A 26210-nucleotide genomic window follows, 5' to 3' on the forward strand; every position below is an offset into this window, starting at 1 on the left:
CTTATATATATTATTTGCCGGGATGCATAAATCGTGTGATGCTCTTATAATCATCGTGGGGAGGTTCATGATCAGGCTCAATAAACTGCTCCGGTGCATCCTGTAGCGAAAAAGCTATGTATTTGATCTTTTTCCCCCGAGCAAGCCATTGCGCTTCGTAGCGTGTAGAGGCATAAGGCACTTTTTCGCGTAGTGGCTCGGTGGAATGGTATAAGTCATTGGTAGCTGCTTCCGGCTCTATGTGATTAGCCTCTAAAAGCAGCAGCGTATATTCATAAAGGAAGTTGCTATCCGTCTTGAGGAAAATTTTCCCTTCCGGAGATAGAATGTGGCGATATCGCTCCAAGTAATAGCTGCTGATAAGCCTTCCGCGTGTGCGCTTCATCATAGGATCCGGAAAGGTGATCCACAGTGTAGATACCTCCTTAGCGGCAAAAAACGAGCCAATCATTGCTATGTCGGTGCGCAGAAACGCTACATTGTGTAGCGACCCTTCCACTACCTGTTTGGCCCCTGCCCATATCCGTGCGCCTTTGCGGTCAACCCCTATGTAATTCCCATTTGGGAACTCTTGCGCCAAAGCAACCGTGTACTCGCCACCACCGCAACCCAGCTCAACTGTGATAGGGTGTTCGTTGTGAAAAAAGTCGGTCTCCCACTTTCCTTGATAGGGAAACCCCTCTTCCTGTAAGCGACTCCAGGGATATTGAAGTACAAAGGGAAGCGTATCTATATAGGCGAATTTGGCTAACTTGCCCTTTCCCATGGTGGTGAGTTAGTGCAGTCTGTTACTCTTTATCCTCATCATAGAGGCTTTCTTCGTAATCCAACTCAGCCTCTACTACAGCTTGGATAACGATATCTTCAATGGGCTCCATACCGTCCTTGCGGATAGCCTCGCGGATGAAATCACTCATTTCGTCCAGATCCAAGACCACTTCTCGGTCCTTGTCCTCATCCTCCTCAGTGTATTCGTCCATGTAGCCGCGCGCATCGTAGAAGTCGTAAATCAAGTCAATGATATAATAGAGATCATCGTCGTCAAGAGATTTATTCATCTCATCGCTCAGTGTGTGGCGGATAAAGGCGATAGCCTCCTCATCATCGTAGATGTCGTATAAATCCGGGTTGCTCATAATTGGTAAGTGCTTAATATAAATGGCTTATAAAGTTATTTTCTTGCGTCCTGTCGGAGTGCTTGATAGTAGGTATCTAGCAGTTTCTGTGCCCCCTTGAATGGGGTAATGCGGTCCTGCAGAATACACTCTTCGATCTCTTGCTGCAGTGCTTTTACGCGCTCATCTTCGTAGAAAGAGTTTTTAAGTGTGTCGTTGATGGTTTCGTACATCCACCATTTTGCCTGACGCTGTCTCTTGAGATCAAAGAACCCCCTATCGACAGTAAAATGCCGATACTGATCAATCATGTCGAATATATCTTTTATGCCGATAGCATAATAGCCTGAGTAGGTGAGCACTTTAGGCTCCCAGCCCGACTCAGTTGCAGGAAAGAGCTGAAGAGCATTGCGGAAGTGAGAGGCCGCCAGCTTGGCTTTGTCGATGTTGTCCCCATCTGCTTTGTTGATGATGATACCATCGGCCATCTCCATAATCCCTCGTTTGATCCCTTGCAGCTCATCACCTGTGCCTGCTAACTGTATGAGTAGAAAAAAGTCTACCATTGAGTGCACCGCAGTTTCACTCTGTCCCACGCCTACTGTTTCGACAAAAATAGTATCAAAGCCGGCGGCTTCGCAGAGAATAATCGTTTCTCTTGTCTTGCGCGCCACACCTCCTAAGGAATCCCCGGCCGGACTTGGACGAATAAAAGCGTTTTTCTCTCGCGAAAGTGCCTCCATACGCGTTTTGTCGCCCAATATACTTCCTCCGCTTACCTCACTGGTAGGGTCAATTGCTAGTACAGCCAGTTTATGCCCCTGCTTAATAAGATGCATACCAAAGGTATCAATACTGGTACTTTTACCTGATCCGGGCACGCCCGTGATCCCTATTCTCATGGAGTTGCCACTATGCGGAAGGCACTTTTCAATGATCTCTTGTGCCATGTGGCGGTCTGAAGCCAGGGTGCTTTCTATGAGCGTAACCGCTTGACTTAAGAGAGATACATTTCCTTCCAGGATGCCTGCTACATATTCGTCTGTCGTGTAGCGGCGTCGCTTACGTGGTTTGAAGTAGGGGTTTATAATCGGTGGTGCTTTAATGCCGCGATTTACCTTGAGCCCTTGGTAGGCAGGGTCATTTTCGGGGTGATCAATGTGCGCACTATCTTTGTCAAAGTGTTGTTGCATAGCGGAAGGTTGTTTATTGGTTGGTACGAGCCATAATGCGTATTTTGCGCAGTGGTCCTGCCGGATCGTTGCAGAGAAGGGAGAGATCGCTCGTAAGGCGCTGTTCGTCGGTTTGAGCTAACTTAGCCGTATCTATCCGGTAGCTGATTGTACCCTCCTCCCCCGGCGCTATACAAGTTTGGCTAAGCGCGGCTTCAATAAGGCTTGTATCGGGATAAACTCCATATAATAAAAGCGGTTTTTGCCCTATGTTTTTCAGTCTTACTATGCCCTTGTAGGTGGAGTCAGTAGGGATTATGCCCAGGTCGATGTAGGTGCGTAGCTCTAATTGGGGTGCTAATGAGTCGGATCGATCCAAATCCGGCACGTAGGGTAGGGAGATGGCTATTTCTCCGGTGCCTACTATCTGCCCATTTCGTTTAGCCGTAACCCGGATAGGCCGACTTATCAATCCATAAGAAGTCTGTGGCGTACCTTTGGCAACGGCAATGACTTCCATGGGTTCATGATCGCCAAGGGCAATGCGTGTTGCCGATAGTGTAATTTCGTCGGTTTGTGGGCTTAGGGTCACCTCAAGGGGTTGCTCGCTCTTATTGGCTACAATGAAGCGTAGCCTACTCGTTTGTGCCGTGCTAACGATCCCGAAGTTAAGGCGAGGGGAATTGATATAAAGGTCCCCGATGTGTAGGCCTTTGTCTTTCCCTTCGCTGAGCGAAATTACAATCCCTTTGATATATAGCAAAAAAGGCTCTTCTCCCGCATTGGAAAAAATGCGAACCTCTTTGATAAACTCACCGGGGCGGTAGAGGGGATCAAAGCTAACGGATACAAATCCACTCTCTCCGGGTGCCACAGCTTCCAAAGTGTATTTGGGGGTTGTGCAGCCACAATCGGTGTGTACCGCAGTGATTACAAGGGGCTTATCGCCTGTATTGGTGAAGGGAAAGAGATGGGTCACGCTCCCCTTCTCTTCAGCTACCATGCCAAAGTTGTGGGTGGTTTCGCTGAACGTCAATGTTTGTGCTCCGGCTGTGCCTATCCATGCGAGTAGCCCCAGCAGGAAAAGTATCCGTCTCTTATTCATTCTCAAGCGTACTTAAGCCCCGTGTGTGGTGCTTTTTACTCTACTACTCCTTTAATCCGCACAATGTAGGCACCCTCCTTCCCATTACTATAGATAGCGATGGTTTTCACAAATTGACCGGGGCGACCGGCAGGATTGTAGGTAACCTCTACAATAGTGGACTTGCCGGGAGCAACGGGCTCCGTATTGTATTTAGGCTTTGTGCAGCCGCAAGAGGCTGTAACGCGCGTTATTACTAAGGGTGCGTTGCCTGTATTCTTGATAGTAAAGGCATGGGTTACATGTCCGTCAGCCTCTTTGATTGTACCAAAGTCAAACGAATCTTCAACGGCGAATATCACGGCTCCCTGTGTATTAGTCTTCTGCTCCTTCGTTTCTTGGGCGGATAGCGTAGCTATGCCCAGCAGTAGTGCTGTAAGTACAAAAAAAACTTTCTTCATAAAACAAGAACTCTCTTTCTTTATCATTACTTTTCTATTCCCTACTCCCTGAAAGAGATAGGGCTCCTTATGTTGCAAATATACGATAATATCGCCTAATGATACTCTGTTGGTCTCACTTCCCCTTATGGCAACGTGTTATACAACGGCAATTTTGTCCGAGAGGCTTTGCCTTTGCAATAAGTATTGATCTATTAGACTTCAAAAAAGATCAGAACCTTTCATTTGAAACATCTGTATCTTTCCAACGAAACATCAGTACCTTTCAATCAAAAGATGCCTATCTTTTTCAATGACCTGTGGTCTTTGTTTTATAACCCTTGAAAGGCTGTTGTTTTCGGAGCAATCCCTATATAAAGAATCCTATTGTTGGAAACTTCACGGAAAAATGGTTACTTTGTAAAGAGGATACACTGAAGCTTTATGTTTTCAGGAAATAACGAAGATAGATTATGGCAAAAAGGCGGGTATTACTTAAGCTGAGTGGCGAGTCGCTGGCCGGAGCGCGCAAAGAGGGAATTGATAAATCTTGTTTGGATAGCTATGCAGCAGCGATCAAAGAGAGTGTCCTATTGGGCAATGAGATAGCCATCGTAATAGGGGGCGGTAATATCTTTCGCGGTATGGCGGGAGCTGCTTCCGGCTTTGATCGTGTGACCGGCGATAGTATGGGCATGTTGGCTACCGTGATTAATTCGCTTGCATTGACTGCCTCTTTACAAGCCATTGGACAGGATGCTTTGCTGCTCACGGCACATCCTATGTCGCCTATTGGATCGCACTACTCGGCACCGGTCGCTAAGCAGGCACTACGTGAGGGTAAAGTGGTACTCATTGCCGGTGGTACGGGCAATCCTTTCTTTACTACGGATACCGCTTCTGTACTGCGTGCTATTGAAATAGGGGCAGACTTGATGCTTAAGGGGACGCGTGTGGACGGAATTTATACGGCTGATCCGGAAAAAGATCCTTCAGCAAAACGCTTTGAGCGAATTACTTACGATGAAGTGTATGCACGAGAGCTTAAGATAATGGACTTGACTGCCATGACCTTAGCGCGTGACAACGGACTTCGTATCAGAGTATTCAATATGGATCAAGAGGGCAACTTAGTGCGCTTAATGAAGGGAGAGCCTCTGGGTACCTTAGTAGAAAACGAATAATAAATATAAGTTACATACAACTATGCAACAGATTGACGAATATATAGCCATAGCAGAAGAAGCTATGAAGAAAGGTACCGAGTACCTGGAAGAGAAGCTCGCTCGTATTAGGGCAGGCAAGGCCAATCCGAAGCTATTGGATGACATTCGGGTGGATTATTATGGCACGCCTACACCATTGAGTCAGGTGGCTTCCATATCCATCCCCGATGCACGCAGTATAGTGATCACACCGTGGGAAAAGAAGATCATCAAGGATATTGAAAAAGCTATTATCGACTCTCCCCTGGGAATTATGCCGGAGAACAATGGAGAGATCGTCCGTATCGGTATACCTCCTCTTACAGAAGAGCGTCGTAAGCAGCTCGTTAAGCAGACAAAGAATGAAGTAGAAGATACTAAGATCAGCATACGTAACGCACGTCGTGATGCCATCGATAAGATCCGTAAAAGTGTTAAAAATGATGCGTTGCCGGAGGATGTAGCTAAGGATGCGGAAGATCGTATGCAAAAGCTGCACGATAAGTACATTGAGGTAGCTGACAAAATATTTGCAGCTAAAGAAAAAGAAATCCTTACGGTATAATAAAGGAATCACGACAGCCTTTAATGGGCCGTCGATCAACTTGTATTGAATATGGAGACTGCACTCGTAATCCGCGCTATGGGCAATGTGTGTCGAATTGCGGATCATACGGGCGCAGTTAGGGATGCCGTAGTAAAAGGTAACCTTAGACTCAAGGGAGTGCGTTCGACCTCTCCCGTGGTCGTGGGAGATCGAGTGGAGGTATCCTATTCGGAAGAGGGACATCCGCCTATGGTGGTGGGTATATTACCTCGGCGCAACTATATTATTCGTAAAGCAGCTAATCTATCGAAAGAGTCTCATATATTGGCCGCTAATATAGATTGTGCCTTGCTGGTTGTTACGCTTACACAGCCTGTTACCACTACTACTTTTATGGATCGCTTCTTAGCTACCGCAGAAGCGTATAGTGTGCCGGTAGTCATTGTTTTTAACAAAGTGGACCTTTACACGGAGATAGCGTTGAAGCAAGATGCAGTGGATCTTGCACAGCTATACCGATCTATTGGCTATAAAGTATTGCAAGTGTCCACTAAGACTTCGGAGGGCAAAGAGGAGTTAAGCGAGCTGATAAAGGGTAAGATTGTACTTGTAGCCGGTCACTCCGGGGTAGGGAAAAGCTCTCTGATCAATATGCTGTTGCCGGAAGTTGATTTGCCGGTAAGTGAGCTGAGTACGCACTTTGGTACGGGTACGCATACCACTACTACAAGTGAGATGATACCCTCATTGGATGGGGGATATATAATAGACTCCCCCGGAATAAAGGGGTTTGGCACGCTGGAAATGGATGAGCAGGATACCGCACATTATTTCAAGGAATTCTTTGCCTTGAGTGCTCAGTGTCGGTTTAATAATTGCCGTCATCTCAATGAACCGGGTTGTGCTGTACGTGCGGCAATAGACAGAGGGGAAATAGCTGTCTCGCGGTATATAAGCTATTTAAGTATCCTTGGGGATAAGTACGCCGGCAAGTATCGTCCTCCACAATAAGGATGGAATAAACAAGACTAAACTATAGAATGAAAAAGAAGGCCACAAAAGCAGGGGGAAAGAAATCGTCTTCCAAGCGCTCTAATAAAGCGAGTACCGGCAAGTTTGTGCTTAACGATAAGACAGTGAAGAAACTACAGGAGTTCTTCAGAAGTAATGTAGGCGGAAGCTATAATTATCGTCAGGTATCGGCTTATTTACAGGCGCAGACGAAAGAGGAGAAAGAGCTAGTCAAAAGTGCATTAGAGCGTTTAGCTCAAGAGAAAACACTGGAGCGTGTGGGGCGAGGTAAGTATCGTTTCCATGGTGCACCGGCTACGATAGAGGCTACTTTTCAGCGACGCAACAATGGAGCCAATAGTGCCGTGGCAGATCAAACAGAGATTGCCGTCAATGAGCGCAATCGTCACCATGCCCTGAATGGTGATACTGTATTAGTACGTCTCTTTCCTCATAAGAAAGGAGCCAAGCCGGAAGGTGAAGTGGTTAAAGTGCTCAAGCGTAGCAAGGAACACTTTGTGGGCGTTGTGGAGCGGAAAGGAGACTACGCTTTTTTGGTAACGCATGATAAGTATCTGGATAGCGATATTCTGTTGCCGAAGGGAAGCTTTGAAAAGGCGCATGACCATGATAAAGCCATTGTACACATGGTCAAGTGGCCTGAGAATAGTAAGAATCCGATTGGAGAGGTAGTTGACGTATTGGGTAAGAGTGGTGTAGCCGATACAGAGATGCACGCCATCTTGGCTGAGTTTGATTTGCCTTACCGATATCCGAAGCGTGTGGAGCAAGCCGCCGAAAAGCTGGATGCAAAGATTACAAAGGAGGATATCGCTGAGCGGGAGGATTTTCGTAAGGTCACAACTTTTACGATAGACCCTGCCGATGCAAAGGATTTTGACGATGCTATCTCAGTGCGGAACCTCGATACAGACAGGTGGGAAATAGGGGTACACATAGCGGATGTCAGCCATTACGTAAAGCCCGGTTCACTAATTGATGAGGAGGCCTATAGTAGGGGGTGCAGCGTTTATTTAGTAGACCGTACAGTGCCTATGCTGCCTGAGCGTCTTTGTAATGATATATGCTCATTGAGACCCAATGAGGATAGGCTCTGCTTCTCTGTGATATTTACAATCGATACGGTTAATGCCCGGGTGGTAAACTATCGTATCCGTCACACCGTTATAAATAGTGATCACCGCTTCTCCTACGAAGAGGTACAGCTTATATTGGATGGAGAGGAGGGACCATACGCAGCGGAGCTTCGCCTACTGGATCAAGTGGCGCAAAAGCTTCGCAAGGAGCGTTTCAAGGGAGGTAGTATCAATTTTAGTTCTACTGAGGTGAAGTTTCTTTTGGACGCTCAAAGTAATCCTATTGGTGTGGAAACGGTAGTCAATGGCACGGCTCATCAGTTGATAGAAGAGTTTATGCTACTGGCTAATAGAACGGTGGCAAAGCGCATTAACAATCCGACCCGAGGTCCTAAACCAAAGACAGAGCGTGCTTTCATCTATCGTGTTCATCCCCCTATTGACGAGTACACCTTCAAGCAGGCTGCCGCTTATCTGGACGAAAGTAACTTGCTCCCAATGAAGCTCCGTAGAGAAGCAAAACCTACGGCCGGCACGATTAATAGAGTGCTGGAGCAGATTGCCGATACCCCAAGGCAGCCGTTAGTTGAAATGGTATTGGTGCGCACATTGATGACTGCTTACTATAGTTGCGATAATATAGGGCACTTCGGTCTCGGATTTGATTACTATACGCACTTTACCTCTCCTATACGACGCTATCCGGATTTGGTTGTGCATCGCTTGATAGACCGCTATCTATTTGAGAAAGCCAAGAGCGTGAAGTACAATGAACTGAGCGAAGTGGCAGAGTATACTTCTAAGTGTGAAGAGGTCGCTACCAAGGCGGAGCGAGCTTCGGTGAAGTATATGCAGGTACGCTATTTGGATACGAAGATAGGGAAGATATTCGATGGTATTATTTCCGGTGTTACCGAGTGGGGTATCTATGTACAGCTCGTGCAGAGCGGCTGTGATGGATTGATTCCTATTCGCTCTTTGGAGGATGATTTCTATGAGTTGGACGAGTCGGGCTTTTCGCTCATTGGAAAGCGTTATAAGCGTGTCTATCGAGTGGGAGAAAAGATTACAGTGCGTGTAGTCTCGTGTGATGCCGAGCGCCGACTAATTGATTTTGAGGCGGTAGAATAGATCTATGACAGACCAAATGGAAGAGGCTCCTCAGAAACTGGAATTGTTAGGGTTCAATACCGATGAACTGAGTTCTTTCGCTGTCTCTTTGGGTATGCCGCGCTATGCAGGGCAGCAGCTTACGGAGTGGCTGTATAAGAAATGCGTTACGTCATTTGATGAAATGACCAATATATCGCTTAAGTACCGAGAGCTCTTAGCAGCCCATGCTACTATCGGTAGGCATGCGCCCGTACAAGTACAGGAGTCGGTAGATGGTACTAAGAAGTACCTCTATGCTCCCCGTGAGGGGCATTGTGTTGAAGCGGTATATATACCTGAGGAGGACCGCAGTACACTCTGTATATCTTCCCAAATGGGGTGTAAGATGAATTGCCTTTTCTGTATGACCGGCAAGCAAGGATTCAATGGCAATCTTACCTCGGCAGAGATTGTGAATCAGTTTCTTTCATTGCCGGAGCGTAAGCATATCACCAATATAGTATTTATGGGCATGGGAGAGCCGCTGGATAATGTGGATAATGTGCTCAAGGCGATTGAGTGTCTCACGCTGCCCAAGGGAATTGCGATGAGCCCACGGCGCATTACCCTCTCTACCGTGGGCGTAGAACCCGGGTTAAGTCGCTTCCTGCAAGAGTGTGATGCGCACTTGGCTATTAGTTTGCATTCCCCCTTCCATGAAGAGCGTATGCAGCTGATGCCGGTAGAGAGAGCAGTGCCTTTTGAGCAGCTGATACGCAAGCTAAAGGGCTATAGCTTCGCAGGGCAAAGAAGGTTAACTTTTGAGTATATCGTTTTTGGTGGATTGAATGATACCCCCGGGCATGCCAGACGTTTGCAGCGCCTCTTGCGCTCAATCAATTGCCGGGTGAACCTCATACGCTACCATGCCATACCGGGAGTAGATCTACCGCACACGGATGCAAGGCGCTTGGAAATATTTAAGCAGCAACTTGAAGATGCCGGGGTAACCGCAACTATTAGAGCTTCTCGAGGGGAGGATATATTGGCGGCTTGCGGTATGCTCTCCACGCATAGACAAGCGCAACAGACTACTGAATCCAAATCTTGATCATTAGTCGGAGGGCGCTTCGCTTTATTGTCCTTTGGAATATTTATCTTTGTACTGTTATGAAACAGTATCTTGATTTGCTGAATAAAGTACTCCGAGAAGGGGTTGAAAAAAGCGATCGTACGGGTACCGGTACCAAAAGTATCTTTGGCTACCAGATGCGCTTTGATTTGTCGGAAGGCTTCCCTTTGCTTACTACCAAAAAACTGCACTTGAAGAGCATTATATATGAGCTTCTATGGTTTCTTCGTGGAGATCAGAATATAGCCTATCTGCATGATCATGGAGTGAGTATTTGGGATGAATGGGCAGATGAACAAGGCAACTTGGGCCCCATTTATGGTGTTCAATGGCGTTCGTGGCCTCGTTATGATAAAGGTTCGATAGACCAAATTAAGTCTGTGATAGAAGAGATAAAGCGACAGCCCGATAGTCGTCGTATGCTTGTCTCTGCATGGAATGTAGCGCAGCTAAATGAAATGCGCTTGCCCCCTTGCCATATTCTGATGCAATTTAATGTGGCAGCAGGGAAACTCTCTTTACAGCTCTACCAGCGCAGTGCCGATCTATTTCTCGGAGTGCCCTTCAATATTGCTTCGTACTCACTTTTGTTGATGATGATTTCACAGGTGGTCGGATTGCAGCCGGGCACATTTGTGCATACATTAGGCGATGCACACTTATACCTCAATCACATAGAGCAAGCTAAGTTGCAGTTGGAGCGAGAGCCACGCTCCCTACCACAAATGAAGATTAATCCGGAAGTAAAGGATATAGATGCCTTCTGTTATGAGGATTTCCTTTTGGAAGACTATAATCCCTATCCCCATATTAAGGCTTCCGTAGCTATTTGATTAAAAGATATGACCATATCAATCATAGTTGCAGAGGGCTTGGACCGAGCTATTGGGAGAGATAACGATCTCCTGTGGCGTCTGAGCGGTGATTTGAAGCGTTTCAAGGCTACGACCATGGGACACACTATCCTTATGGGGCGTAACACATATGCCTCCTTGCCGAAAGGTGCACTCCCCGGCCGACGCAACGTAGTAGTGTCTACACAGATCAGTACCTTGCCGGATGCCGATGTATTCGCATCAGTGGAAGAGGCTCTCGGCAATATTCGCCAAGCAGGTGAGACGGAGCTATTTGTAATAGGCGGTGCTATGCTGTATCGTACTATGTTGCCCTATACGGATCGCCTTTATTTGACTACCGTAGAGGCGTATTTCCCGGATGCAGATGCCCATTTCCCGGAGATTGATTTTAGTGAGTGGAAGCAATGCGGAAAGGAAGAATATTTCGAAGCTGATGAGCGTAATGAGTATTCTGTTCGTGTTGCTCTGTATGAGCGTAAAGCAGCGACAAAGAAAGAATTTATTGAATCGAGTAATGAGTAAACCCTCTATACCTAAAGGAACCAGAGACTTCCTGCCGAGTGAAATGCTTCGGCGAAACTATATATTTGACACAATTAAAGAGCAGTTTCGACTCTTTGGATATGAGCAAATTGAGACTCCCTCACAAGAGTTGATGAGTACGTTGATGGGTAAGTATGGGGAGGAAGGAGATCGTCTTGTATTTCGTATCTTAGACTCAGGAAACTGGCTGTCAAAGCTTAGCGATGAGGACATTTTGGAGCGTAATGTGGCCCATCTTACTACGAAGGTCGCGGAGAAAGGCTTGCGGTACGACCTTACTGTTCCGTTTGCCCGATTCGTAGTACAGCACAAAAGTGAAATTTCGTTGCCCTTTAAACGCTATCAGATACAACCTGTATGGCGTGCTGATAGACCACAGAAGGGACGCTATCGGGAGTTTTATCAGTGTGATGCCGATGTAGTAGGAACTGATTCCCTGCTCATGGAGGTTGAGTTTGTGGAGTTAGCGAAGGCTATCTTCTCAAAGTTGCAGTTGAAAGTGGTTATGCTACTCAACAATCGCAAAATACTCGCCGGTATTGCTGAAAGCATAGGCATTCCGGAGCGTTTGACTGAGATGACGGTGGCAATGGATAAGTTCGACAAGGTCGGCTTAGAGGGCGTAATAGAGGAATTAAAGAAATGCGAATTTAAGGAAGGCTGTATCACGGCCTTAAAGCCCTTCCTCCTTTTGGAAGGTGACAACGAGGCACAGCTCTCTCAGTTGGAAGTGCTGCTAAAGGCTAGCTCTATTGGATTAGAAGGCATACAAGAGATGCGCTTTATCCTAAGCCATTTGCCCCAGGAAGTGGAAGAGGCGTTTGAAGTGCGTTTTGATAGCCGGTTAGCTCGTGGCTTAGGCTATTACACGGGTACTATAATGGAGATTAAATCCCATGAAGTGGAGATAGGAAGTATTAGCGGAGGAGGACGATACGACAACCTGACCGGTATCTTTGGAGAGAAAGGACTGAGCGGAGTAGGTATCAGCTTTGGTGCTGAGCGTATCTATGATGTATTGGAGAAGTTAGACCGCTTCCCGAAAGAGTTAGAAGGGAGTTGCCAAGTGCTTTTCGCTAACTTAGGAGAAGAAGAAACCCAATACCTCCTTCCCCTACTACGAAACTTGCGAGAGAAAGGTATCTCTTGTATGGTCTATCCCGACTGTGCGAAGCTGAAGAAGCAACTCTCCTTTGCGGATAATAGAAAGATCCCTTACGTAGTAATTGCCGGAAGCAGCGAAATGAGCGAAGGTAAGGTCACGCTGAAGAATATGACAACAGGGGTGCAGGAAGCCCTCGCAAAAGAACGCTTAGTAGAGCAATGGATGAAATAGGAAAGGTGCATTACCCGCTTCTTGAAAGCATCAATGAGCCGAAAGACCTGCGCCGCTTACCCAAGAACAAGCTGCCGGAGTTGTGTCGAGAGATACGTTCTTTCCTATTGGATGAGCTTTCCACACATCCCGGTCATTTAGCCTCTTCCTTGGGAGTCGTTGAGATAGCGGTCGCGTTGCACTACGTCTACATCACTCCCTACGATCGTCTCGTATGGGATGTGGGACACCAAGCATATGCCCATAAGGTGCTGACCAATCGGCGAAAGAACTTCTCTACACTTCGCGAGTGGGGCGGTATGTCCGGCTTTATCTCTCCCGAGGAGAGCCCTTACGATACGTTTACCAGTGGTCATGCCTCCAATTCGATCTCTGCTGCTTTGGGAATGGCGGTAGCTGCCAAGCAGAAGAATGAGCCGCGCCGAGTGGTAGCCATCATTGGAGATGGGGCAATGACCGGTGGTTTAGCCTTTGAGGGGCTCAATAACGCCTCCTCTTTTCCCAACAATATGCTTGTTGTCCTCAACGATAACAACATATCCATAGATGCCAATGTGGGAGGACTGAATAAATACCTTGTAGATATCAATACGAGTCGTGCCTATAATGCAGTGCGTTTTGATCTCTACCGAGGAATGAAGCGTTTGAATCTAATCGATGAAAAGAGCAAACGTACGGTGCAGCGCTTCAATAATTCGTTTAAATCCATGCTTTCCCGTTCACAGGGTAATTTTTTTGATGGACTGAGCATCCGTTACTTTGGTCCTGTGGATGGTAATGACGTGTTGCGCTTGGTGGATATATTGAGCCGGATTAAGGAAATGGAGGGCCCTAAGCTTCTGCACCTTCGTACTATCAAAGGAAAAGGTTATCCCTTTGCAGAGGCTAGTCCTACAACTTGGCATGCGCCCGGACGCTTCAATATAGTGACAGGGGAGCGAGAAAAGAAGAATGGCCTGCGCCCTCCTAAGTTTCAAGACGTATTCGGACACACATTAGTAGAGCTGGCAGAGCAGGATGAACGAGTGGTGGGGATTACGCCTGCGATGCCTTCTGGGAGTTCGATGAATATGCTGATGAAGCGCTTCCCGGAGCGAGCTTACGATGTGGGGATTGCAGAGTCTCACGCAGTTACTTTTGCAGCCGGCTTGGCGCATGAGGGAATGATTCCTTTCTGTAACATATACTCATCCTTTGCGCAGCGGAGTTTGGATCAGATCATACATGATGTCGCCATTGCCAAAACGCCTGTTATATTTTGTTTGGATAGAGCCGGTTTAGTAGGAGATGATGGGGCCACTCACCAGGGAGCATTTGATTTGGCTTATCTGCGCTATATTCCTAATCTCACGATTGCCGCACCGATTGATGAGCATTGGTTGCGTCATCTTATGCTTACCGCTAAGGAAGCTTTCTGTCCCTTTGTTATTCGTTATCCGCGTGGAGAGGGATCCTTGATAGATTGGCATAACGAAGCAAAGAAAGTGCCTATTGGAAAGGGTCGTAAGTTGGTAGATGGTGAGCGAATAGCTGTGCTATCAATAGGTGCTATCGGGGTTGAAGCTCGTGAAGCGGTAGAGCGTTTACATAAGGAGGGAGTAGTTAAGCCTGCTCTCTTCGATATGGTTTTCCTCAAGCCCATTGATGAGGATATTCTGCAAGAGGTATTTAGTGGATACGATCGTATCGTTACGGTGGAAGATGGCTCCCGTATCGGAGGTTTGGGTAGTGCTGTAGCTGAATACATGAGCGAGCGCGGCTATACAGGAAAGCTTCTGCGGTTAGGTCTTCCCGATGAGTTTATACCGCATGGCAGTGTGCCGTTACAGCGCAGCTATGCAGGCATTGATGCAGAGCATATTTACCAGTCTATATTGTCGCTATGAAGATCATTGTAGCAGGTGCCGGGGAGATCGGGCAGCACTTAGCTCTCAATCTTGCCAATGAAGAGCATCAGGACATAACCCTGATGGATGAAGACGCACATAGCTTAGAGAAGATAGCCACCGGACAGGATATGCTCACCTTTGCGGGTAATCCGACCGATGCTCATGATCTAAAGGAGTGTGGTGTAGAAAGCACAGATCTTTTCATCAGCGTGATGAACGATGAGCATGCTAATATATTGGCCTGTATGCTGGCCAATGACTTCGGGGTGAATGAAACCATGGCACGGGTGAGTAATCCGCGTTACTTGGGGCCTGAGTATGCGCGTTTCTTTCATGAAGGCGGAGTTAAATCCCTTATCTATCCTGAGGAGTTGGCGGCAGAGGAGATCAATACAATACTTCGTAATCCTTGGGCACGTAAGTACATTGAGTTGGTCAATGGCATGATCGCATTAGTAGGTGTGAAGGTGCGTTTTGGATCGGAGATAGTAGGCAAGCGGCTTGTGGAGCTGACCGTACCGGAGCGCAAGATATTTCACGTCGTGGCGATCAAGAGAGATTCGGAGACCATCATCCCAATGGGTGAGACTCGCTTTGAGCATGGTGACATAGTCTTCTTTACTGCATTGGCGAACGATATTGACGAGGTGCGTCGTATATGTGGCAAGCAGAGTGTGACGGTAAAGAAGGTCCTCATGATGGGCGCATCTGATATAGCCTTACGTGCTATTGATAAGGCAAGCCGCAGCATACACTTTGTATTGATTGAGGAAGAGAAGGAGAGAATTAATCAGATACGGAATTGGTTGCCTCAGAATGTAACCCTTTTTCACGGGGATGGTCGTAATACATCCCTACTCAACGAAGTGGGTATCTCGTCTGCACAAGTCTTCGTGGCGCTTACTGAGAATAGTGAAACGAATATATTGGCATGCTTAGCTGCGAAGCGGTTTGGTATTTTTAAAACCATTGCTCAGGAGGAAAATGTGGATTACATACCGCTTGCTGAAAAGTTGGATATCGGTACCATCATCAACCGTAAAACCATTACTGCAGGGCATATTTACCGTCTTCTTCTAGGTCAGGACACCAATACGGTAAAGAGCCTTACTATCGCAGATGCGGATGTCGCAGAAGTAATTGCACGCAGAGGTGCACCGATCGTGGGTAAAAGAGTGCGTGACCTCACGCTTCCTGAGGGAATTACTTTGGGTGGTATGGTACGTAATGGAGTACCCAGTATGATCAATGGTGAAACGGTAATTGAGCCGTACGATTTGGTTATTGTCTTCTGTCACGGAGTGATGATGGAGCAAATACGCAAACTCTTTGAGGCGTAACAAAGCTGTGCCAACAAAATATATATCTAAGCGGAGGTTGCACAATCAGGCACCTTGGATTAATTTCCGTTTTATTGCCTATGCAATAGGCAATATGTGCCTTCTGGAGAGTGGCTTTTTGCTACTCTGTGTGCTTGTCTCACTCTTATGCAGAGAGAGTTCTTTAGGGCCTTTCCTATGGACTGCTCTAATCATGGTCGCAGTTGCCTTGCTGCTAAGATCTTGGGGAAAAGATCATACAAAGCACAGGCAACATGTGGGTAGCCGAGAGGGCATGCTGGCTGTGACCTTGAGCTGGATTACCCTCTCATCCATCGGTATGCTGCCTTTTGTATTTGGTGGCTATGTACCCACAGTAGCAGATGCATTCTTTGAGACTGTATCGGGGTTTACAACGACCGGGGCTACCGTATTTGAAGAGATAGAAAACCTTCCTCACGCTTTGTTGCTTTGGCGTAGTATGACGCAGTGGCAGGGAGGTATTGGTATTATTTTCTTTACGCTTGCTCTTCCGCAAGTGAATAGTGTCGGGGGCTCTTCGCTCTATAATGCAGAGACTACAGGCATCAAGCATGAGCGTTTTTTGCCGAGAATAGCTGAAGTGGCAAGACGTTTGTGGGGGGTTTATGTGGGACTTACACTGCTGCTCGTGTTGCTCTTGTGGGCAGGTCCTATGAATCTATTTGATGCGGTTTGTCATGCCTTTTCCTGTATTTCTACCGGAGGCTTCTCCACGCACAATAATGGAGTGCTCCACTTCAATTCAGCGTATGTGGAGTACGTGCTTACTCTATTCATGTTCATCGGCAGTATCAACTTTACGTGGATTTACATGAGTCTTGCGCATCGAAGCTTAAAGCGGCTCTATCGGGAAGAGGAGTTTAGTTGGTTTGTGGGCTTTTTGGCATTCTTTATAGTGGCTACATTCTTGTGGCTGTTCCTTAAAAATATATACTCCTCCCCTGAGTTGGCTTTCCGTCGGTCTATTTTCCAAGTGGTTACACTTACAAGCAGTACGGGCTTTGTAACTGCGGAAAATGTGAATGAATGGCATTCGTTTTTCTTTTCTTTGGCGATCATTATGATGACAGTGGGCGGCTGTGCCGGTTCTACCTCCGGTGGATTTAAAATAGGGCGTTTTATGGTCATGGTAAAGAACCTCAGCAATGAGTTCAAAAAGCGTATCCATCCCAGTATGGTTACCAATGTGCGTTTTAATGGTAAGGCGGTGGATACTGATGTGGTTATACAGGTGCTTGCCTTTGTAGGACTCTATTTGGGAGTAATCATTATTAGTACGTTTTTGCTTTGTTTGGGGGGCAATAGCTTCCTCTCTTCAGTGAGTGACTCAGTAACCTGTATCTCTAATGTAGGTCCCTCATTTGGTCCCCATGCTATGAACTTCTCTTTAGCCGGAAGTTTTGAAAAGGTCGTATTAAGCCTTGTTATGTTGGCCGGTCGCTTGGAAGTATTTACACTGATAGGAATTTTTGTGCCCTCTTTTTGGCGGAAATAACACTTTTTTAAGGCTCTTTTGCATGTCTGCAGGTGGAGCTGGATCTAATAGAAAAACAGAATAAAATACCTGCGTAAAAAAGATCTATAAGTTTCCCGCAAAAGATCTATAACTTTCATTTGAAAAATCAGAACCTTTTGAATGAGAGGTATAGATCTTTTTTTATGGACTTTTATAGGGATCTGCCTATAGTGTGTAGAAAGGTATCAAAGGCGCAGAAAGGAAGCGCATTTTTTCGTACCTTTGTATAAGTGAAGGTAGTACCTTGCACACAAATATAGTAGCGAATCGCAGCTTGTCGGAAAGGCCGGACAAGGAAGAGTCATTTTTGGTGATCAGTAGATTCGTTGGCTGAGCAGTGTGATGGGTGGTATTCCTTTAATTGAGTATTCAGAGGAAGAAAGGAAAATGATACAGAATAGCAGACCCGGAGGCGAGAGTACATACTCTGCCGATAAGATACAAGTATTGGAAGGTTTGGAGGCAGTCCGCAAGCGTCCGGCCATGTACATCGGAGATATAAGTGAGCGAGGCCTTCACCACTTGGTAAACGAGGTAGTGGACAACTCTGTGGATGAGGCTCTGGCCGGGTATTGTACCGATATAGATGTGCGGATACTTCCCGGAAATGCCATTCGTGTAACGGATAACGGCCGAGGAATACCGGTCGATATGCACCCAAAGGAGCACCGTAGTGCTTTGGAAGTGGTGATGACTACATTGCATGCCGGAGGTAAGTTCGACCAATCAAATTACAAGGTCAGCGGAGGTTTGCACGGAGTGGGTGTTTCTTGTGTGAATGCTCTTTCCAAAAAATTGGTAGCAGAGGTTAAGCGAGATGGCAAATTGTATCGTCAGACCTATCATGAGGGTAAGCCTGAGGCTGCTGTACAGGAGGTAGGCACCGCAGATGGTAGTGGTACTATCATTACTTTCTATCCTGATGATACCATTTTTACGGCTACCGAATATAAGTTTGATTTATTGGCTCGTCATCTGCGCGAGTTGGCTTTCCTTAATGCTGGTCTTCGTCTTCGTCTAACGGATGAGCGAGAGCAGCTTGAGAATGGTAACTATCGCTCGGAGGAGTTCTTTTCTGAGCAGGGATTGGTAGAGTTTGTAGCTTATTTGGATCGCAATAGAGAGCCACTCTTGCCCACACCGATACATGTGGAGTGCTCTAAAGAGGGTTTTCCTCCCATCGATATAGCAATCACGTACAACAAAGACTACCAAGAAAATGTCTACAGCTATGTGAACGATATTAATACGATTGAGGGGGGAACACACGTTACAGGTTTCCGTCGTGCTCTAACGCGCACGCTTAAAGCGTATGCCGATCAGTCGGGCATGTTGAGTAAAGCCAAAGTGACTGTTGTGGGCGATGACTTCCGCGAAGGATTGACTGCTGTGATCAGTGTACAGGTAAAGGATCCACAATTTGAGGGACAAACCAAAACAAAGCTTGGAAATAGCGATGTGGCACCCGCTGTCGATAAAGTAGTGGGAGAGGCTTTGTCGGAATACCTTGAAGAGCATCCGGAGGAGGCAAAACTGATTGTAGAAAAAGTACTACTTGCAGCACAGGCGCGTACAGCAGCAGAAAGAGCGCGTAGCTTAGTACAGCGCAAGACGGTACTATCGGGAGGTGGCTTGCCCGGAAAGTTGGCAGATTGCTCTTCGAAGGATCCCGCTAAGTGTGAGCTGTTTATAGTCGAAGGAGACTCTGCAGGAGGTACGGCTAAGCAGGGACGAGATAGAGAGTTTCAGGCTATTTTGCCCCTTCGAGGAAAAATCCTCAATGTGGAGAAGGCGCAAGAGCACCGAATCTTTGAAAATCAAGAAATACGAAATATATACACTGCCTTAGGGGTTACCGTAGGTACGGAGGACGATCCGAAGGCACTCAATCTGTCGAAGTTGCGCTATCACAAGGTGATCATCATGACCGATGCCGATGTGGATGGAGCACATATCGGTACCTTGATCTTGACGTTCTTTTTCCGTAAGATGCGTGAGCTGATAGAAGATGGGTATGTCTATTTAGCTACTCCACCGCTTTACCTCTGTAAGAAGGGAAAAGAAGAGGAGTATTGTTGGACAGAGCAACAAAGGCGTGCCTTTGTAGAGCGTTTTGCCGATGGAAATGAAAATAAGGTGCACATACAGCGCTATAAGGGTTTGGGTGAAATGAATGAAGAGCAGTTGTGGCAAACTACTATGAACCCGAATACGCGTATCTTGAAGCAAATCACGATGGATGATATTCTCTCGGCCGATACACTGTTCTCAACATTAATGGGTGAAAATGTGGAGCCGCGTAAGAAATTTATTTCCGATAACGCTAATTATGCTCGCATCGACGCTTGATATAGCTCCAAGCGATGATCTGCCTCATGCCTTATCTGCCCTGTATAGGGAGGCAGACGAGCAGCAAGGGTATAACCCTAAGCCGATTATAGGACTCGTTTCGCATGCTACCGAAGCCGGCAGCAGTGTAGCAGATGCCTATGTGAAAGCAGTGGCAGATGCCGGCGGAGTACCTATTCTGCTCCCCATCTCAGAGGATCTTTCCGCGTTGGATTCCCTATTGAATACTATCGATGGGCTTTTGCTGACCGGGGGCTGTGACTCGCTTTCTGCTTATTATGGCGAAGAGCCAAGTCCCAAGTTGGGCAATGTGCAGGTACGACGTGACAGAATGGAGCTACCGCTTGCACTTTATGCCGTGCGACGTAATATTCCCATTCTGGGTATTTGTAGGGGAATGCAGCTGATCAACATAGCTTTGGGAGGCACCCTCTATCAGGATCTCGAGAGCGAGTATCCTACCAAGTTAGTGGCACACGCTCCCAAAGTGGAGCTTGCCTATGGGGCACACTCAGTACGCCTCAGCGGAGGAAAAAATGAGCTACGTGATATTTTAGGTCTTTCTGAGGGTCAACCCCTAATGGTTAATAGTCTACATCATCAGGCGGTTAAGCGAGTGGCAAGGGGCTTGCGCGTTGTGGCTACTGCTTCTGATGGGGTAATAGAGGGGTTAGTGGGCTATCCGGAAAAGAACATAGTGGCCGTACAGTGGCATCCGGAGCAAATGGCTTCCAAAGGGGACGCTACGATGCAACGGCTCTTTGCCTGTTTTGTCAAGGAAGCTGCTCTGTACAAGCGCGCTAAAGCAATCCATCAGAATATCATTGTGTTGGATTCGCATAACGATACCCCGATGGAGTTTACCTCTACGACTGATTTGTCTGTAAGAGGTAATACACAGGTTGATTTGCCGCGCATGCGTGAGGGAGGAGTATCAACCTCCTTAATGGTGGCTTATGTTCCACAAAAGGCCTTGACTCGCGAAGCGGAGCGCAAAGCCTATCAATATGCATTGGATAAGCTTGATGAACTGAAGCAACGAGTAGTAGCTCATCCGCAGCTTGTGAGGTATGTAACAAGTGCGGAAGAGATAAGGACAGCTAAAAGTGCCGGGCTGCTTGCCATTGCTCCCGCAATAGAAAATGGCTACGCAATGGGTTCCGATTTGGGGCGGTTAGAGGAGTTTCGTAGATTAGGCGTGGTCTATATAACACTTTGTCATAATGGAGATAACGCAATATGTGATGCCGCTCAAAAGAGTAAGCGTACCCATGGAGGCTTAAGTGCACTTGGAAAGAAAGCTGTACTCAGAATGAACGAGTTGGGGATATTAGTGGATGTATCCCACACTTCTGCTGAAACGACTCGTGATGTACTTCAGTTAAGTAAAAAGCCAGTTATTGCAAGTCATTCGGGCGCTAAGGGCGTCTACAATCATCCAAGAAATTTGTCGGATGAGCATATACGGAAGATTGCAGAAGGAGGAGGTGTAGTACAAGTATGCCTCTATCATAGTTTTGTAGCGCCTCGCCGTGAAGAGGCGGATGTGCGCAAAGTGGCAGATCATATTGATCATATAGTCAAGGTAGCAGGCATACAAGCAGTAGGTGTGGGAAGCGACTTTGATGGAGGCGGCGGGGTAATAGGTCTCCGCGGAAGCAATGATTTGATCATGCTTACCATAGAACTTCTCAGACGAGGCTACTCAGAGCAGGACTTGCGTGCTTTGTGGGGAGGTAACTTTCTGCGCGTAATGGAAGCAAATCAACGTTAGTGGAATACTTTTTGTATAAGTAGTAGTTATATAGTAGTACGGAGAGCGTATTACCGGCAATATACCAATCAAGACAAGAAATACAATGCCCTTAGGACACAATAATAAGAACCAAAATAATCCTCCGCAGCGCTCTAAGGCGCCTTTTAATCCTTTTTGGATATACCTTATCATAGGAGTTTCGCTCTTGGGGCTGCTTTTTATCAAACCATCCAAAGCACAGAAAGAGCTGAGCTGGAATGAGTTTAAAGCCTATGCAACCGAGAATGCCTTTTCTAAAATAACCGTGGATAGGCAGAACCTGACAGCGGTGGGTACAGTAGCAGACAATAAGTTAAGCGAGGTCTTTAGTCGTCAGGAAATACGCCGTATAGGGAATACGACTCCCCGAAGTAATGCCGTCGAGTATGAAGTGGTGACACAGATCCCCTCCGTGGACCGCTTTAGTGAGTTTACCGACGGACAGGAAATATCGGCTGAAATAGTTTATGCAGCGCGTAGCTTCCCTTGGGGATCTATTTTGTTAAATACGATACCCTTCCTACTTCTCATCTTCTTCTGGATCTATATCATGCGCCGAATGAGTGCGCAGAATAGTAAAGGCGGTGGAGGTATTTTCTCTGTGGGAAAGAGTAAGGCTAAGCTTTATGACCGAGCTAAGGTAAATGTGACCTTCAAAGATGTGGCCGGCCTTAATGAAGCAAAGCAGGAAGTAAAGGAAATTGTAGACTTCTTGCGTGAGCCGGAGCAGTTTACCCGATTGGGGGGAAAAATACCAAAGGGCGTACTCTTGGTAGGTCCTCCGGGAACCGGTAAGACTTTGATAGCTAAGGCAGTGGCAGGAGAAGCTCATGTGCCTTTCTTCTCTATGTCCGGGAGTGACTTTGTAGAAATGTTTGTTGGCGTAGGGGCAAGCCGTGTACGCGACCTATTTACTCAAGCCAAAGAAAAGTCGCCCTGCATAGTCTTTATTGATGAAATAGATGCCGTGGGACGCGCTAGAGGAAAGAGCAGTAACCTCGGCGGCAATGATGAACGAGAGAGTACCCTCAATCAGTTACTTACCGAGATGGACGGATTTGACTCCAATAGCGGAGTCATTGTGATGGCTGCAACCAACCGTGTAGATGTACTGGATAGTGCATTATTGCGTGCCGGACGTTTTGACCGACAAATAAGTGTGGATCTGCCCGATATTAATGATAGAAAAGAGATATTCGGTGTTCACATGAAAGGCCTTAAGCTAAGCAATGATGTGGATGTGGAGCTACTTGCAAGGCAGACTCCGGGATTCTCCGGTGCTGATATAGCAAATGTATGCAATGAAGCGGCTCTAATTGCAGCAAGGGGTAAGAAAAAAGCTATTGATAAAGAGGATTTTAATAATGCCGTAGATAGAATAATTGGCGGTTTGGAGAAAAAGTCCCGTATCATTACACAAGAGGAACGCTCCAGTATCGCTATTCATGAAGCCGGACACGCTACCGTGAGCTGGATGCTGCAGTATGGCAATCCTCTGGTTAAGGTTACTATTGTGCCTCGAGGAAAGGCCTTAGGTGCCGCTTGGTATATGCCGGAAGAACGGCAGATAACCCACGAACAGGTTCTGTTGGACGAGATGTGCAGTCTATTGGGAGGGCGAGCTGCTGAAGAGCTTTTCTTGAATAGAATCTCTACAGGTGCCGCCAATGACTTGGAGCGGGTGACTAAATTAGCGAGAGCTATGGTTACTTACTATGGCATGAGTGAAAAGCTGCCCAACATTAATTACTACGACCCTCAGGATGAGTATGGCTTTAGTAAGCCTTATAGCGACAAAACGAGTGAGCTGATTGATGCGGAGGTACTTCGTATTATCAACGAACAATATGAGCGCGCCAAGAGTATTCTGCGAGAGCATGTGGAAGGGCATCATCAAATTGCCGATCAATTACTTGACAAAGAGGTGATATATACCGAGGATGTAGAACGTATCTTAGGGAAGCGGGCATGGGAGTCTCGTGCTGATGCACTGGCACGAGAAGATGCAGAACAAAAAAGTAAAGAAGCTGATACCAAGGATACAGAGGGGAATTCAAATGCTCAATCCGTTACGCCCGGAGAGACAGAAGAAGCGCCCAAGGAGAATCGTCCGTTACCTCCTCCCATTGATCCACGTCTTTTGGAGCCTCGTTGAGGAGCATTTTTATAATATTAGAATAATAGTGAACAAGAGCCATGCGAGCCCTGAGTAATATCTTCGTAAGGACAGTTTTCGGAGCAGTCTATGTACTATTGATACTTGTCCCATTCCTGCTGCAAAGCGAATGGCTCTTTGCTATTGTCTTTTCCTTTATCGCATTTACGGCAGTGGTGGAGTTTAACAAGTTAACCTCCATCAATCGAACTCGTCCGTTGCGGACAATCCTCGATGGAATAATAGCTGTGTGGATGTTGCTCAACGGAATGTTGGTAGCGAAGGGAATGTATCTGCCTGAAGTGTGGTTGCCGCTGGTGGTATATTTGCTTTATACCCTATTGAAGAGTTTGTTTTCAGACAAGGACGCTGAGCTTCCTAATATAGGTAACTCGTTGATGATGCTGACCTATATAGGAGTACCTGTTTTCCTAACTGCTTATCTGTCCTATCAAAAGCTACCTACTGGGGAGTGTGTTTTTACGGGGAGCCGTATAATAGCTGTATTCCTCATTGTATGGATTGCCGATAGTGCTGCATACCTGACAGGAATGGCTTTTGGAAGGCATCCGCTTTGGCCTGCTCTTTCTCCTAAAAAGACCATAGAAGGGGTTGTAGGCGGAGTCGCTTTTGCGGCGATAGTGGCTTCGTTTTTCCCTATTTTCTTCCCTTCTGCCTATGGAGCCTACACATGGTATAGCTGTACCATTTTTGGGCTTTTGGTGAGTTTAATGAGTGTGTTGGGGGATTTATTTGAGTCTATGCTGAAACGTCGTGCCGGAGTGAAAGATTCGGGCCACTTAATCCCGGGGCATGGGGGAATATTAGACCGTATAGACAGCTACTTAATGGCGCTGCCTACCGCCTTTATTCTGTATCTATTGGCACACACGTGCTAAATTTTCGGGAGTGCTTTTGTTCCCTATTGTCAGAATTCGTTTGTGAAATGAAAGCGAATGGAGGGAAACTCTTCCTCCGCCATACGAAGCAGATAGGGTGATTCTGCCAAGAATACATCTCTCCCCTCTATATCGCGTGCCATTTGTTGCACTTTGCGTAGTTTGAAGTGCTCCAAGGCGGTGGAATCATCTGTCTCTATCCAGCAGGCTTTGTACAGGGAAATAGGAGTCCATCTACATTCAGCTCCGTATTCATGAAGGAGTCGGAACTTGATTACTTCAAATTGAAGTTGTCCCACTGTGCCGATGATCCGGCGATTGTTGAAAGTATTGATAAAGAGCTGTGCCACACCTTCGCCCATAAGCTGCTCAATCCCTTTAGCTAATTGCTTTTGTTTCATCGGATCGGCATTATCAATGTACTGGAAAAGCTCCGGAGAGAAGGAGGGTAATCCTTTAAAGTGAAGCTCTTCTCCCTCTGTAAGGGTATCGCCTATCTTAAAGTTTCCCGTGTCGGGAAGTCCCACTATATCCCCTGCAAAGGCTTCTTCTACGATCTCTTTCTTCTGCGCCATAAAGGCGGTTGGTGCCGCAAAACGAAACTTTTTGTCCAAGCGTAGGTGGCGGTAGTACTCGTTCCTTCGAAAGCAGCCTGAGCAGATCTTTACAAAAGCGATTGAGCTTCTGTGATTCGGGTCCATATTGGCGTGTATCTTAAATACAAAGCCTGAGAAAGTCGGTTCGTATGGCGATACAACGCGCTCCTGAGCCATCGTGTCTTTAGGGCTTGGCGCTATCTCAATGAAGGTTTGCAGAAGCTCTTTTACCCCGAAGTTATTGAGTGCAGATCCAAAGAATACAGGCGCTTGCTGTCCCTTTCTGTAGGCTTCTAAATCGGGTTTCGGGTAGCATCCTCGTACTAGTTCGCTCTCTTCGCGAAGGCGGTGGGTACTCTCTTCGCCTATGTATTGGTGAAGTGCCGGGTCTTCCAAGGAATCAATTTCCACAACCTCTTCGGCGACATGTTGCTTGTCACTTTTGAAGAGTGACAGAGAGCTTTTGAAGAGATTGTACACGCCTTTGAATCGCTCACCCATACCGATAGGCCATGTCATAGGGCATACCTGCATGGCTAACTCAGCCTCTAACTCATCGAGTAAGTCAAAGGCGTCTCGCCCCTCTCTATCCAGCTTGTTGATGAATACAATCACAGGAGTGCTTCGCATTCGGCAGACCTCCATCAGGCGTCGTGTCTGCTTTTCAACCCCCTTAGCACTATCTACCACAATGATAACGCTATCGACTGCGGTGAGCGTACGGAAAGTATCTTCCGCAAAGTCTTCGTGTCCGGGGGTGTCGAGGATATTGATCTTGTACCCTTCATACTCGAAGCCCATCACACTGGTAGCTACGGAGATTCCTCGCTGGCGCTCTATCTCCATCCAGTCACTGGTGGCAGTCTTACGGATCTTATTGCTCTTAACCGCACCGGCTACATGAATAGCACCACCATAGAGTAGGAGTTTTTCGGTAAGCGTAGTTTTCCCTGCATCCGGATGGGAAATAATGGCGAAAGTACGCCTTCTGCGAATCTCTTCTTCTAATGAAGCCATAC

21 protein-coding genes are annotated in these 26210 nt (G+C 46.8%); 15 read left to right on the plus strand and 6 right to left on the minus strand.

The features are described from left to right. Positions 1-10 precede the first annotated feature (10 nt). From trmB to ACLWMH_RS00815, 5 genes are read right to left on the minus strand one after another with little or no spacing between them, the layout of a single operon-like run. Positions 11-766, minus strand: coding sequence for a tRNA (guanosine(46)-N7)-methyltransferase TrmB (trmB, locus tag ACLWMH_RS00795; RefSeq protein WP_411914865.1), 756 nt, complete (start codon positions 764-766; stop codon positions 11-13). 22 nt (positions 767-788) lie between these two features. Then, positions 789-1136 carry a hypothetical protein gene (locus tag ACLWMH_RS00800; RefSeq protein ID WP_411914866.1) on the minus strand — a complete coding sequence of 116 codons (348 nt, stop codon included), beginning with the start codon at positions 1134-1136 and terminating at the stop codon, positions 789-791. Between the two features lie 35 nt (positions 1137-1171). Beyond that, positions 1172-2308 (minus strand): methylmalonyl Co-A mutase-associated GTPase MeaB, encoded by a 1137-nt coding sequence (gene meaB, locus ACLWMH_RS00805; RefSeq protein WP_411914867.1) that lies wholly within the window; start codon positions 2306-2308, stop codon positions 1172-1174. A 13-nt stretch (positions 2309-2321) separates the two neighbouring features. Continuing rightward, positions 2322-3392: a DUF1573 domain-containing protein gene (locus ACLWMH_RS00810; protein ID WP_411914868.1), complete on the minus strand. Its 1071-nt coding sequence runs from the start codon at positions 3390-3392 to the stop codon at positions 2322-2324. A 35-nt stretch (positions 3393-3427) separates the two neighbouring features. Further along, positions 3428-3832 carry a DUF1573 domain-containing protein gene (locus ACLWMH_RS00815; RefSeq protein WP_411914869.1) on the minus strand — a complete coding sequence of 135 codons (405 nt, stop codon included), beginning with the start codon at positions 3830-3832 and terminating at the stop codon, positions 3428-3430. Between the two features lie 452 nt (positions 3833-4284). Here ACLWMH_RS00815 and pyrH point away from each other — a divergent pair, with 452 nt between their 5' ends. The 15 genes from pyrH to ACLWMH_RS00890 all read left to right on the plus strand — a co-directional run bounded on the left by pyrH (position 4285) and on the right by ACLWMH_RS00890 (position 24595). After that, positions 4285-4995, plus strand: a complete 711-nt coding sequence (gene pyrH, locus ACLWMH_RS00820) for a UMP kinase (protein WP_411914870.1) — start codon at positions 4285-4287, stop codon at positions 4993-4995. Positions 4996-5017: 22 nt separating this feature from the next. Next, entirely contained in the window at positions 5018-5581 is a 564-nt protein-coding gene (gene frr, locus ACLWMH_RS00825; protein WP_411914871.1) for a ribosome recycling factor, read from the plus strand. A gap of 51 nt (positions 5582-5632) precedes the next feature. Beyond that, entirely contained in the window at positions 5633-6574 is a 942-nt protein-coding gene (gene rsgA, locus ACLWMH_RS00830) for a ribosome small subunit-dependent GTPase A (protein WP_411914872.1), read from the plus strand. A gap of 29 nt (positions 6575-6603) precedes the next feature. Beyond that, on the plus strand, positions 6604-8802 hold the full coding sequence (gene rnr, locus ACLWMH_RS00835; RefSeq protein ID WP_411914873.1) for a ribonuclease R: 2199 nt from the start codon (positions 6604-6606) through the stop codon (positions 8800-8802). Positions 8803-8806: 4 nt separating this feature from the next. Continuing rightward, positions 8807-9874 carry a dual-specificity RNA methyltransferase RlmN gene (gene rlmN / locus ACLWMH_RS00840; RefSeq protein ID WP_411914874.1) on the plus strand — a complete coding sequence of 356 codons (1068 nt, stop codon included), beginning with the start codon at positions 8807-8809 and terminating at the stop codon, positions 9872-9874. A gap of 59 nt (positions 9875-9933) precedes the next feature. Continuing rightward, positions 9934-10728: a thymidylate synthase gene (locus tag ACLWMH_RS00845; protein WP_411914875.1), complete on the plus strand. Its 795-nt coding sequence runs from the start codon at positions 9934-9936 to the stop codon at positions 10726-10728. 9 nt (positions 10729-10737) lie between these two features. Continuing rightward, positions 10738-11274, plus strand: a complete 537-nt coding sequence (locus ACLWMH_RS00850) for a dihydrofolate reductase (protein ID WP_411914876.1) — start codon at positions 10738-10740, stop codon at positions 11272-11274. Further along, on the plus strand, positions 11255-12631 hold the full coding sequence (gene hisS, locus ACLWMH_RS00855; protein WP_411914877.1) for a histidine--tRNA ligase: 1377 nt from the start codon (positions 11255-11257) through the stop codon (positions 12629-12631). Before ACLWMH_RS00850 ends, hisS begins: the two co-directional genes overlap by 20 nt. Then, positions 12619-14517, plus strand: a complete 1899-nt coding sequence (dxs, locus tag ACLWMH_RS00860) for a 1-deoxy-D-xylulose-5-phosphate synthase (RefSeq protein ID WP_411914878.1) — start codon at positions 12619-12621, stop codon at positions 14515-14517. The genes hisS and dxs overlap by 13 nt, the downstream gene beginning before the upstream one ends. After that, a complete protein-coding gene (trkA, locus tag ACLWMH_RS00865) occupies positions 14514-15860 on the plus strand; it encodes a Trk system potassium transporter TrkA (protein WP_411914879.1) in 1347 nt (448 codons plus the stop codon). Before dxs ends, trkA begins: the two co-directional genes overlap by 4 nt. A gap of 94 nt (positions 15861-15954) precedes the next feature. Continuing rightward, the gene (locus ACLWMH_RS00870) at positions 15955-17376 is read left to right on the plus strand and encodes a TrkH family potassium uptake protein (RefSeq protein ID WP_411915590.1); all 1422 of its coding nucleotides are present in this window, start codon (positions 15955-15957) and stop codon (positions 17374-17376) included. Positions 17377-17784: 408 nt separating this feature from the next. Continuing rightward, a complete protein-coding gene (gene gyrB, locus ACLWMH_RS00875) occupies positions 17785-19746 on the plus strand; it encodes a DNA topoisomerase (ATP-hydrolyzing) subunit B (RefSeq protein ID WP_411914880.1) in 1962 nt (653 codons plus the stop codon). Continuing rightward, complete coding sequence (locus ACLWMH_RS00880; RefSeq protein ID WP_411914881.1) at positions 19727-21520, plus strand: membrane dipeptidase; 1794 nt, start codon at positions 19727-19729, stop codon at positions 21518-21520. The genes gyrB and ACLWMH_RS00880 overlap by 20 nt, the downstream gene beginning before the upstream one ends. Before the next feature lie 85 nt (positions 21521-21605). Further along, a complete protein-coding gene (gene ftsH, locus ACLWMH_RS00885; RefSeq protein WP_411914882.1) occupies positions 21606-23696 on the plus strand; it encodes an ATP-dependent zinc metalloprotease FtsH in 2091 nt (696 codons plus the stop codon). Positions 23697-23737: 41 nt separating this feature from the next. Continuing rightward, complete coding sequence (locus ACLWMH_RS00890) at positions 23738-24595, plus strand: phosphatidate cytidylyltransferase (RefSeq protein WP_411914883.1); 858 nt, start codon at positions 23738-23740, stop codon at positions 24593-24595. Between the two features lie 29 nt (positions 24596-24624). Here the strand turns inward: ACLWMH_RS00890 and ACLWMH_RS00895 are convergent, their stop codons facing one another. Beyond that, a complete protein-coding gene (locus tag ACLWMH_RS00895) occupies positions 24625-26208 on the minus strand; it encodes a peptide chain release factor 3 (protein WP_411914884.1) in 1584 nt (527 codons plus the stop codon). Between the last annotated feature and the right edge of the window lie 2 nt (positions 26209-26210).

The sequence above is a fragment of the Porphyromonas miyakawae genome (assembly GCF_045865415.1).
Taxonomy (GTDB): Bacteria; Bacteroidota; Bacteroidia; order Bacteroidales; family Porphyromonadaceae; genus Porphyromonas; species Porphyromonas miyakawae.